The 12,590-nt window shown below is 31.6% G+C and carries 10 protein-coding genes; 9 read left to right on the top strand and 1 reads right to left on the bottom strand.

Features of this window, described 5'->3' with window-relative positions; genetic code table 11:
- Nucleotides 1-40: 40 nt before the first annotated feature.
- The gene (locus FF125_RS00105; protein WP_138947871.1) at nt 41-553 is read right to left on the bottom strand and encodes an RNA polymerase sigma factor; all 513 of its coding nucleotides are present in this window, start codon (nt 551-553) and stop codon (nt 41-43) included.
- Between the two features lie 100 nt (nt 554-653).
- On the opposite strand from FF125_RS00105, the gene FF125_RS00100 reads away from it, so the two are divergent.
- The 9 genes from FF125_RS00100 to FF125_RS00060 all read left to right on the top strand — a co-directional run bounded on the left by FF125_RS00100 (nt 654) and on the right by FF125_RS00060 (nt 12,553).
- Nucleotides 654-1,733, top strand: a complete 1,080-nt coding sequence (locus tag FF125_RS00100; RefSeq protein WP_138947870.1) for a hypothetical protein — start codon at nt 654-656, stop codon at nt 1,731-1,733.
- A 356-nt stretch (nt 1,734-2,089) separates the two neighbouring features.
- Entirely contained in the window at nt 2,090-2,665 is a 576-nt protein-coding gene (locus FF125_RS00095; protein WP_138947869.1) for a DUF2911 domain-containing protein, read from the top strand.
- A 337-nt stretch (nt 2,666-3,002) separates the two neighbouring features.
- Nucleotides 3,003-4,499, top strand: coding sequence for a sodium/pantothenate symporter (locus tag FF125_RS00090; protein ID WP_138947868.1), 1,497 nt, complete (start codon nt 3,003-3,005; stop codon nt 4,497-4,499).
- Nucleotides 4,500-4,503: 4 nt separating this feature from the next.
- A complete protein-coding gene (locus FF125_RS00085) occupies nt 4,504-6,009 on the top strand; it encodes a class I adenylate-forming enzyme family protein (protein ID WP_138947867.1) in 1,506 nt (501 codons plus the stop codon).
- A gap of 71 nt (nt 6,010-6,080) precedes the next feature.
- The gene (locus FF125_RS00080) at nt 6,081-6,953 is read left to right on the top strand and encodes an alpha/beta fold hydrolase (RefSeq protein WP_175418836.1); all 873 of its coding nucleotides are present in this window, start codon (nt 6,081-6,083) and stop codon (nt 6,951-6,953) included.
- A gap of 5 nt (nt 6,954-6,958) precedes the next feature.
- Complete coding sequence (locus FF125_RS00075) at nt 6,959-8,374, top strand: hypothetical protein (RefSeq protein ID WP_138947865.1); 1,416 nt, start codon at nt 6,959-6,961, stop codon at nt 8,372-8,374.
- 155 nt (nt 8,375-8,529) lie between these two features.
- Nucleotides 8,530-11,001: a TonB-dependent receptor gene (locus tag FF125_RS00070; protein ID WP_138947864.1), complete on the top strand. Its 2,472-nt coding sequence runs from the start codon at nt 8,530-8,532 to the stop codon at nt 10,999-11,001.
- A 6-nt stretch (nt 11,002-11,007) separates the two neighbouring features.
- Nucleotides 11,008-11,790, top strand: coding sequence for an alpha/beta fold hydrolase (locus FF125_RS00065; protein ID WP_138947863.1), 783 nt, complete (start codon nt 11,008-11,010; stop codon nt 11,788-11,790).
- The gene (locus FF125_RS00060; protein WP_138947862.1) at nt 11,783-12,553 is read left to right on the top strand and encodes a 3-hydroxybutyrate dehydrogenase; all 771 of its coding nucleotides are present in this window, start codon (nt 11,783-11,785) and stop codon (nt 12,551-12,553) included. Before FF125_RS00065 ends, FF125_RS00060 begins: the two co-directional genes overlap by 8 nt.
- Nucleotides 12,554-12,590 lie beyond the last annotated feature (37 nt).

Below are 12,590 nucleotides of genomic sequence, written 5' to 3'. Positions count from 1 at the left end.
AAAAACAATAAAGTTTATAAAAGTCCTGAAAAAATATCAATTAATTTAATTCTTTTATTTCAGCTTTAATAATATTAAAGGCCGTATAAATTCTATATTCAGCAACCTTCTTGGTAATATTAAGCATATCGGCTATTTCTTGATGCTTTTTACCTTCCGTTTTGCAAAGTAAAAAAGCAACCCGTTGGTCTTCTGTTAACTTCGATAATGCACGTTGATATTTTTTATAAAATTGTTCTTTTTCTAAGATAAACTCCGGATTTTCATTTGTATAATCCTTTGGCTTTACTTGTTGATGTTTTAAAACTACCTTTTGATGTTTTATTTCGTTTAACATCATGTTTTTCGATACCATAAAAACGAAACCTTTCGCTTTTTCGAACGTCACTTCTTTACAATTGTTCCATAATTTAACAAAAGCTTCTTGTACCGTATCATTTGGGTCGTAGCGATCGCCATATTTATAATAAAGGTAATTATGAAGGTCTTTAGCATATGAATTATAAATAGAAGCAAAAACACTTTCATCACATACAGACTTGTTTTGGGTCATAAATTTTCTATTTATTAATTATAAGTAAAAATTTTCAGGAGTTTTTTACGTTTAATTGTTTTACTATGTATACAATAGTATTAACAATTTATATTGCACAATGAAGCAAACGATAAAAACTACCAAATTATTACTCTTAGTATTATTAATTTTCATTTCCTGTAGAAATGAAGAATCTGTTTTGATTCCTGGTCCAAATGAATCTTCTTTTACCGCTGATTCAAATCTAGCGGGTTTAATGAAACGCACTACCTTGAAAGATGGTTCGTTCGATAACATTATAGACAAAGCAAATTGTTTATCTATACAATTTCCTATTACAGTATTTGCCAATGGTATTCAGGTTATCGTAAATTCAGCAGATGATTTTGAAACCGTTGAAAATATATTTGATGATCATGATGATGACGCTGATACAATGCAAATTCAATTTCCAATAACGGTAACTCAAGAAGATTTTAAAGAAGTAACCCTTAACAATCAGAGTCAATTTGATGCTCTTGCAAGTACTTGTCAAGGTGAAAATGAAATAGACCAAGATATTGAATGTGTAGATTTTGTTTTTCCAATTACAGTTTCAACTTTCAATACCGTTACCGAACAATTTGACAAAGATGAACTACAAAATGATCGAGAATTATTTGATTTTATAGAAGATTTTAAATCTGATGATATATCGAATATTGAATTTCCAGTTGTTGTAATTAGAAGTGATGATACCGAAATTACTACAAATTCAATGCAAGAACTAGAATCCGAAATCACCTCATCAATAGATGTATGCGATGAAGATGACGATTATGACTATAATGATGATGATTGTATAGCATGTGAATTACAAGAATTTAAAGACTTGTTAACGGGTTGTGATGATTGGAAGATAAACCGATTAACCCTAAATTCGTTAAATTTAGACTTACTATATCCACTATACCAATTTAACTTTGCAACCAATGGTACGGTTACAGTTACTTTACTAGGCATACCACTACCAATATTTTCTGGAACTTGGACAGCTGTGGGTACGGGACAAAATATAGAATTTGATATCTCTATTATAGGCTTAGTAGAAGTTTCTAATATTTGGACCTTAACGGAGATTGATTTAGTTACCGGACAAAATAGAATTGACTTTAAAGATGATGATGATCGTCTGCGATTTGAAAGTGCTTGTAATTAGTCATTAAAACCACATAAAATGTCAAAATATCCCCTTAAAAGGGGATATTTTTTTTATAAATAACTTTTTTTCAGGATATTTAAGGACACGATTGTTTTTACTCTAGGGGAGTCTGCAAAACAATTTAACGCAGACGCATTTTATTTTTTTTACATATCAGAGTTAATAAAGCATCCTTTTTCAAAAGGGTGCTTTTTTATATAAAAAAATTCACACCCATCCAACACAGTATTTATATAGAAAATTAAAATAAATCATCTTTTTTCAGGACTATTTAAGCTCTAGTTGTTTTTAGTTCACAGGTCGCAAATAAATACTTAAACCTAAAAGACGGTGACCTCAATAAAATTTATACTATGAATAAAATTGCTATGTTAACAACCAAGAGTATCACAATGATCATAATACTATTTACTACAACAATCGTTGCTCAAGACTTTCAAAAATTAGATGAAGTTCCACAAGATATTGCTTATTTAAGAGCCTCGAGCGTATCTATGCCAATGGTTAAAGTAATTTACGGAAGACCATCTTTAAAAGGTGATAAAGAACAACTTACAGATCAAATTTCTTACGGTAACATTTGGAGAACTGGAGCCAATGAAGCTACAGAAGTTAAGTTTTATAAAGATATTTTTTTCGGAGAAACTTTAGTTAAGGCCGGAACTTATGTACTATTAACAATACCTGGTGAAAAAGAATGGGAAATAATACTAAATAGTGAAGTAGATACTTGGGGTGCTTTTCAATATAACCCTTCCACAAATGTTGCCCAAATTAAAGTGACTGTAAAAAAAGCAGAACGCTTATCCGTTTTTTCTATCGGATTTAAAAGAATAAATAAAAATGCCAACATGGTGCTTGCGTGGGATCAAACTCGAGTTTCTATACCAATAAAGTTTACTGAAGAATACTATTACGCTAAACTATAAACTTCAATAAAAAATTGAGCTAAAACAAAATTAATTGAGGGTCAATTATTTTAATAATAGGGGTTATTTGTAAAACTGCTTTGAAATGTAATTCAAAGCAGTTTTTCTATTTAAGATACAAATTCCTTGTAATTACGGCACTTGATATTTAACGAACTGCGTCTTCTAAGTTAGTTCCCATTTTATAATTAATTTAAGTCTCACTTATTTATATATCTGTAAATTAACTTCTTATAAAAATATAAAACAAATACACTTTATAGTCACACTAAAATATATCAATAAAACTCCATTTTATTAAACAATAAGCATTTTATTTGTTTCAAAATAAATTTTAATGTTTGCATCAGATAATTGGGTAACTTATATGTGGCTTTTATTAGCCATTTATGCCTGTGTAATTCTATATTTTGTCATTAGAGGAGCTAGAAAAACTACAACTATTGCCGACTATGCCGTGGGTACTATTGGATTTCCATCTTGGGTAGTTGGTTTGTCATTAGCCGCTTCTATGACTAGTGCGGCAACTTTTATTATTAACCCTGGATTTATAGCTCTCTACGGACTTTCAGGTGTACTTTCTTTTGGCATTATCTTACCCATAGCTGCTTTTATTTCGCTAATTGTTCTTACAAAAGGCTTTGCAAAATATGGTAGCACCGTTAAAGCTACCACCATGGCACAATGGATGGGGCAACGTTATAAAAACAATAGTTATGCTTTTTTCTTTGGAGTAATTGCACTTTTATTAATCACGTTTATTGTTTTAATTAATGTAGGACTAACGCAGGTTATCGCAAAATCTTTAAACCTAGAACCCTTTTATGTCCTCATGGGTATTACGGTATTTGTATTTGGTTATATGATGTTTGGCGGTGCCAATTCCATGGTATATACCAATACCATACAAGCGATTATCATGTTTATTGTTGCATTAATTTTAATTGGATCTGGTTACGAATTTATGGACGGCGGCATTTCTGGTTTTTTAGATAAACTAAACGACATAGACCCTAATTTAACAAAGCCTACCAACGAAACCAGCTTTCTATTCCGTGATTATTTTGAAATTATTGCGGCTCAAATAGTAATAGGCGTCGCTGTGGTTTGCCAACCCCATATCATTACAAAATCGTTATTATTAAAAGATCCTAAAAAAGTAAACACCTACTTGTTTAGTGGTATCTCATTTATGATTGTTTTCTTTTTGGTTGTAGTCGTTGGTTTATATGCTCGTATCAGTTTTCCTGATTTCACCGTAAATGGCGAAAAACTAAAAATGGATGAAATTATTCCTGCTTATGTAGTTACAAAGTTTTCAGTTGTAACGGGATTGATAATTGTAGTCGGATTAATTTCTGCAGGATTATCAACATTAGAAAGCCTTATACAATCTTTATCAATAACTATAACGTCTGATATATTACAACCCATTTTTAAAGATAAAGTACGTAAAAACACTTTTGTTATAAACAAAATAGTGATCGTTATATTAGCAATAGTAAGTTTTTTATTAAGCTGGCACCAAATTAAATATCCCAATGTAAGTGTTGCAATTTTTGCTCAAAATGGAGTTTATGCCTATTTTGCAGCAGCATTTGTACCGGTATTATTTGGTATCTTTTTAAAAGATGTTTCTATAAAAGTAGTTTTTATTGCAAGTATTACCGCTTTAGTGATCCATTTTGGAATTTATTACGGCAGAATAACACCATATATGCAAGAGCCTGTAAATAACCCAGGAGTTTCAGCCGCTATTGCAATTGTATCATCCTTACTTGTCGGATTGGTATTGTACAAATTCACAAACAATTCAAAACTAAAAACGTCATAATAATTTGGATACTTTTGATTGGATAGCAAAATGGGCAGATTATACGCCAGATAAAACAGCGTTAACTTCTTATGATAGTAACGAGAATTATAGCTATGCCTCATTAGATAACTATGCAAACAGGTTGACAGATAAGTTTATCACATTAGGACTAGAAGAAGGAGATCGCATCGCCGTTTTAGCCCAACACTCTTTAGAATATATTGTTCTATTTGCTGCTTGTCAACGAATGGGAGTAATCTTAGTACCTCTTAACTATCGTCTTTCACAAAAAGAAATAACAAAATTAATTGTCGATTGTATTCCGAAATTATTAATCTATCATCCAGATTATAAAGAAAAAATAGATCCCGAAGAAGTTCATAATATTAAGACTTTAACACCTGAATTAGTAAAGTATCACTATAAAAACCCAACCCCTGTTTCAAATAAAAAATATATTATAAAGGAAGATAACCCTCTTTTTATATTTTACACCTCGGGTACTACTGGTAGTCCACAAGGTGTAATTTACACCAATAAAATGATGTTCTGGAATAGTCTGAACACGTCAATGCAATTGGGAATTACATTTAAAGATTCAACATTAAATATTCTACCACCTTACCACACTTCGGGGTGGAATATTTTTATTACACCGTTATTACATAAAGGAGCACATATTGGTATGCTTAATAAATTTGATGCTGAAAAAGCATTATGTTTATTGGCCTTAAATGAAACCTCTTTATTTATGGCATTACCAACAATGCTTTTAATGATGCAACAAACCAAAGTGTTTAAAGAAGTTGATCTAAGTAATTTACGATACATTATTTCTGGCGGTGAAGAAGTTTCGCAAGAGATAATTAACTATTGGTATGAAGAAAAAAAGGTATACATAAGACCAGGTTATGGATTGACTGAAGCTGGTCCAAGCATCACTTCATTGCACCATGAAATGGCAAAATTAAAACCGAATTCTATTGGGAAATCAAATTTTTATCTCAATATAAAAATCGTTAATCACATAGGAAAAGCTGTAAAAACCAATGAAATTGGCGAACTATGTATTAAGGGAGAAGTTGTGAGTCCTGGGTATTGGAACAACTCGGTAAAAACCAAAAATAAAATTAAAAATGGCTGGTTGCATACAGGTGACATGGCATTTAAAGACCAAGAAGGATACTTATTTTTAAAAGGTCGTAAAGATGATATGTATATCTCTGGTGGCGAAAATATCTATCCTCAAGAAATTCAAACAGTAATTGAACAGTTTAATGGTATTGATAAAGCGATTGTATTAAGTACAAAAGATGAAAAGTGGGGCCGTTGTGGCATTGCCTTTGTTACTACAAGTGACAAAAGCATTGCAATTGAAGACATTCGTACTTTTTTGGACAAAAACTTAGTTGGTTTTAAACATCCTAAATATATATTTTTAATGGATAAAATTCCCATTACAGGTTTAGGAAAAGTTTCTAGAAAAAGATTAATGATTTACTTTAATTCGTTAAAATCAAAAAAATGATAAAAAAAATAGCTCTTATATTTTTGTTCTGCATTAACACGATATTATTTGCACAAAACACTCCAAAACTTATGAAAAATATCGTTTCTGAATATACATATCCCGCAAAATCAATAAGTATTGATAGTTTAGAAATAAGCTATATAATGGAAGGTAAAGGTACAACCACATTGTTATTTTTACACGGTTTGAGTAGCAATGCTGATGCGTGGTCAAAAAATATTGAAACGCTAAAAAACAATTATATCTGTTTGGCCTTAGATTTACCAGGTTACGGAAAGTCTTCAATGCTTAACGTTGAATACACACCCTCCTTTTTTGCTTCAATTACGCATCAACTAATTAAAAAATTAGAGTTAAAAAATGTTGTGCTTATTGGACACTCAATGGGCGGACAAGCATCTATTAAGTTAGCAACCACCTATCCCAAAGACATTCAAAAACTAATACTTATTGCCCCAGCAGGATTAGAAACTTTTAAAAAAGAACAAGCTAACTTTATGAAAACGGCTTACACGGCAGCTTCCGTTAAAAACACTACTGACGAACAAATTGTAACTAACTATGCTTTAAACTTTTACAAGTTGCCCGAAGATGCACAAAAAATGATTGATGATCGCAAGCATATTAAAAATGCATCTAATTTTAATGCTCATTGTGAAGCCATCATAAAGAGCATTGCAGGTATGTTAGACGAACCTGTCTTTGATCAATTAAAGGATATAAAACAAAAAACCTTAGTTATTTTTGGTAATGAAGATAAATTGATTCCCAACCGTTATTTTAATCCGACGTTAAGCACTGAAAAGGTCGGAAATATTGCCAAAGAACAAATAAAAAATGTTGAAGTGGAGTATATCCCAGAAAGTGGTCATTTCGTTCAGTTTGAAAAACCAAATCAAGTAAATTTGTTAATAGAAAAGTTTGTTGAATCAAAAGAATAATACGTTTGAAAACTAAACTAAAAAAATTTACAGATTTTAGCCAGCACATCCTACCTCATGAAGCGACTTATTTATCTGCCTTTCATCAATTTAAAGACCCTGAAAAAACACAAATAATAGAATTGGTAATTACCAATGCCTTATCGGAAAACAATCCAGTAGCGTTTAATCAAAGTATTGATAAACGAAAATACTCTTATATCAAAAAATGGATTAACAACAAACTCACCTCCATAGATGTTGATATTATTATAAATTGGATTATGCTTTTAAAAAATAAAGTATTGACCGATGCCATTACTGCAACGGAAGAAAAACATTTTTTACAGTACATAATCCAATATAAAACAGTGGATTATAACTTTCAAAATCTATATGAATTGGTAAAAGATTATAAACCCTATTTACTAGTTAGAATGCGGTATAATGATCATCAAATTGTGGCCGATTTTCTTAAAAATTATGAGGACCATTATACTACTTCAACAAGAATTGATTCAAAATTATACAACGCCACCACCGATATTACCAACCAATATAGCCTCAATAATAATGAACCAAAATTTTGGGAAAAATGGTTGTTAAAAATTTTTCAAACCACGGAAATTGATGGTAAAAATAGATATCAAGCCTTTGTTTTATTGGCTTTTATGTATACCAATTACAATGAGAGTGAAAAACTAAAAAAAATATTTGACCAAATAGATGTGTTTTTTGGGATGGGGCAAATGTACTCTAGAAGAATATTATCAAATTATTACGCTAGTCGCGTTTTAATGCACTCTAGAAAAGATGAATTAAAAAAAGCAGAATATTATGCGTTCCTCTCTATCCGTCAAGAAAATAATGACACTTTAATGTACCTTAATAATCTGGTATCTATTCTGCTTAAAAACAGTAAACCGAAAAAAGCGAATGCACTCATGGCAGAATACATTAATCTTTTCAATGAAACTCATAACTATCATCAAAAACTAGGTTATGCTTCTAATCAAATTCGAATTCTGACCGAACTTAATAAGTTAGCTGAAGCAGATAATTATGCCAAAAAAATAATTAAAAAATACAAATCTAAAATCATTGAACACCGTTGGCATCATTTTTTTACATCATATATAAACGTTCTGGTAATTGAAGAAAAATATGATGAAGTTTTAAAAATTACAAGTAAATTTAATCTCATAGCCAAAGAAAAGGAACGAAAGAAAAAAGGGAATTATGTACCCAATATTTCATGGAGCATCTCACTATCTAGATATATGGAAGGTAAAATTAATGCCACAAAATTATTAGAAGAAATTAAGGAGCCGATAAACGACAAACAACACACTTTAAATCAAAAACAACACATGATTAAAGTTATAGATAAACTTTCTAAAAATCTTCCTGAAGCATTTTTGCAACTAAAGTCCTATCTTTAATTTATCGTGTTAGTAGTTTAGTTATCAATAATATATGTAATTTAATTTAACACTAATTATAAATAGTCGCACTTAGTTTGACTAAATTAAACTTGATGATAATTATTTTTTCATAATAGATTGCACACCTAATTTAACTCAAACGACACTATATTATGAAAAAACTGTTTCTTCTTTTAACTATATTCTCTTTTGCAATATTACATGCTCAAGATACCGGAAGTATTCAAGGTATTATTACCGATGATGCCGGACAACCTTTACCATCTGCTTCTGTTAGTATTAACAGTATTAGCAAAGGCGTTGTTACTGATTTTGATGGAAATTATCTTTTAGAAAATATTCCTATAGGCAGTTATAATGTAACTTTCTCATTTTTGGGATTACAATCAATTACACAGCGTGTTTCAGTTGAAGCTGGAAAAGTTACTAAAGTAGATATTTCTTTAAATTCATCGGACAACATTTTAAATGAAGTCGTTGTAACTGCAGGTAAAAAACCTCAAAAAATTACCGATGTTCCGGCTACTGTCAACGTAATTAGAGCACAAGATATTCAAGAATTTGCGAGCTTTAATATTGGCGAATTGGCCGCAAGACAAAAAGGTGTGGATTTTGTTCGAAGTGGGGTTTTAGGCACTGGAATCAACATTAGAGGTTTTAACTCTGCATTTAATTCTAAAAATCTTCAAATTACTGATGATAGAGTTTCTACACTGGTAGCTACTGGCTTACCTTTTGGTACTTTTTCTACCGTTACAAAAGACGACGTAGAACGTGTTGAAATTCTTTTAGGTCCTAACGGTACACTATATGGGCCAAATGCTCATAACGGTTTGGTAAGCACTATTACGAAAAACCCTTTTACATCTGAAGGAACAACTTTTGCTGTTGGTGTTGGTAACCAAAAAGTATTTACTGCTCGGTTAAGACACGCTCAAGCCATTAGTGACAAATTTGCTTACAAACTGCATTTTGAAAAATCAACTGGTGAAGAGTTTGATTATACAGATAGTGTTTATGTTGGTGATAAAGGATATAAAGAATTGGGAAAAGACAATGATTTTGACAGCGAAAAATATGGAGCTTCATTACATTATAGACCTGGTAAAGCATCTGAAATCATCGGTTATTACGGACATAGTAACAGCAGTAATATTGGAGTTACAAACGCTGGACGTAATAAAATAAAAGATTGGAGTATAGACATTGCACAATTAAAATTTGTTTCAAATAACTTTTTCTTAAATACGTATTACACTTGGAGCAAGACCGAGGACACCTATGCAATGAACCAAAGAACGCAAAACTATGTTTCCTTTATTGATAATGGATTTTCTGAAGAAGAGGCTTTAACAAGGTCTTATACGGAACAATGGAATTCCGCTTTTGGAATTCCGTTACCAAGAGGCTCCGTTTTTGAAGATGCCTCTAAAAGATTTAATGCAGAGGGACAATACAATAACAATTGGGGTGGGTTTTATTTAACTTTAGGTGCCCAATATCAATTAGATATGGCAAATTCTAATGGTACTTATCTTTTAGATGATGGTGGTATAGACATTGACCAAAAAGGTGTTTATACACAATTAGAATATAAAATTGCTGAGTCTGGTTGGAACTTTTTATTCGGAGCAAGAGTTGATAACCATGAACTATATGGCTCAAACTTTATTCCTAAACTAGCAATTACTAAAGTAATGGATAAAGGCACTTTTAGAGTAACGTATGGTAAAGGAATCGCTGTGCCTTCAATATTAAACCTAAAAGGAAATTTATTTGGTGGATTGGTGATTGGAAATGGAGAAGGTTTCACATTATCTGATGGTTCAAAAATTGAAAAATTAGATGTGGAAACTATTGATTCTTATGAAGTTGGTTATAAAGGGCAACTTTCCGACAAATTATTTATTGATGTTAATGCATACTACAATCAATCAAAGAATTTTATTAGTCCATTACGTAATATTGCAGACGCTGCAAACAATAAATTTGTAACCCACGTTGGAGACGAAAAATATGAAGATGCTGTGCCTGGTGCTACCGGACCATCAGCATTCTTATTGACCTATATGAACTTTGGTAAAGTTGATACTTACGGTTTTGATCTTGGGTTAAATTATTACTTCACAGATGCTTTTAGAACCTCTCTTAATTACTCTTATTTTGGAAGAGATTTAGATAAAAACGATATGGCTAATGATGGTAATTTAGATGGTATAGTTTTAGACACTGAATTGCCTATAAACACTCCAAATAATAAATTAAGCATTGGTTTACATTATAATAAAAATAAATTTTACGGAACTCTTTATGGTCGTTGGGTAGAAAAATATGATTTCTTTTCTGGGATAAACATTGCAGCAAAAACGCAAGATTTAGATGGAGATGGCACCAACGATGTTTTTGCAAATGCAAAAAACGGAAGAACATGGAACTACGGTCAATTAGGTGGCCTTACTGTTGATGCCAATGCTGGTTATTATATTACGGATAAATTTACAGTAGGTGCTAGTATAACGAACTTGTTTAATGCTAAAAATCGAGAGTTTGTAGCTTCGCCAGTAATTGGTACTTTATATTCTGTTGAGTTAAAATATACCGTAGATTTCTTTAAGAAAAAATAATATTCAATGCCAAAAATAAACCTCAGCAATATAACACTGAACTACGAGGATAAAGGAAAGGGCAAGGTCTTACTTTTCCTTCACGGGCTCGGTTCATCTATAAAAGATTGGGACTTTCAAGTTCCTTTCTTTTCTAAGAATTTTCGAGTAATCACAGTCGATCTAAGAGGTCACGGTGACTCGGTAATGAAAGACAATAATTTTGGTGTTGACTATATGGTCAATGATATTAAAGAATTTTTAGACGCCCTAAAAATTGATAATGTAACTTTTATAGGTTTTTCAATGGGTGGAGCAATAGCTTTTCAATTTGCCTACTCTTATCCTGAAAAAATTGACAAAATGGTTATCGTCAATAGTGGACCTGATTTTAATAATATGGGGGAAATTGGAGAAGATTTACTCAAAAAAAGAACTGAATTCCTAAAGACAAAAGGTTTGGATCCATTAGCAAAAGAAATTGCTTTTAATATGTTTCCTGAATCTCATCAACTGAATTTAAGGAACGAGTTTGAAGCCCGTTGCAAAAAAAATAATTTTGACAATTATTATCAATCTTTCGTAACTTTAATGGATTGGGGCATGGGTAACAAAATAAAAGATATTGAAGCGGAAACACTTGTAGTTGCTTCTGATATGGATTATACACCTGTAGCATTTAAAGAGGAATATGTAAAAAATTTACAAAAAGCTTCTCTTAAAGTAATTAAGAATTCGAGACATGGAGTTGTACTCGACCAACCTGATGCATTTAACAAAGCATTATTTACATTTTTAAGTCATGAATAAGACTGTTTTAATTACCGGAAGTACAAGTGGTATCGGTTTGGGTATTGCTACGCAATTTGCACAAAAAGGTTATAATGTAATGTTTAATGGATTAGAAGCCAATGGTGCTGAAATTGCCACAAATATTGCCACAAAGTATCGTGTTAAAACTTCATTTTCTAATGCTAACTTATTAGATAAAAACCAAATTGAGGCCTTAGTTAAGGAAACCATTCAAACTTTTGGTTCCTTAGAAGTATTGATAAATAATGCGGGTATCCAACATGTTTCTCCCATAGAAGCGTTTTCATCAGAAAAGTATGAAAATATTATTGCCATTAATATGAACTCCGCTTTTTATGCGTCTAAAGCAGCTTGGAAACAAATGAAAGCTCAAAAATTTGGTAGAATTATTAATATAGCCTCGGTTCATGGATTAAGAGCCTCTGAATTTAAGGTGGCTTATGTTACTGCCAAACATGGAGTAATAGGCATGACTAAAGTATTAGCTTTAGAAGGAGCTCCTTTTAATATAAATGCTAATGCTATCTGTCCAGGTTATGTTAAAACACCGTTGGTGGAAGGTCAGATAAAAGACCAAGCAATAGCTCATCAAATGACAGAAGATGAAGTGGTACAAAAAGTTATGCTAAAAAAACAAGCTGTTAAAGAGTTTGTACCCATCTCTGTAATTGCAGAAACAGCTCTTTTATTAGCAGGAGAAGCATCAGCGACAATAACAGGTACTACTTTTGCCTTGGATGGTGGCTGGAGTGCCCAATAAGCGTATGTAAAACAAAAAATGCCCGCTATTAGCGGGC

The sequence above is a fragment of the Aureibaculum algae genome (genome assembly GCF_006065315.1).
GTDB classification, from domain to species: domain Bacteria; phylum Bacteroidota; class Bacteroidia; order Flavobacteriales; family Flavobacteriaceae; genus Aureibaculum; species Aureibaculum algae.
The sequence above is the reverse complement of the archived record's forward strand: the minus strand, read 5'-3'. Positions and strand labels throughout refer to the sequence as shown.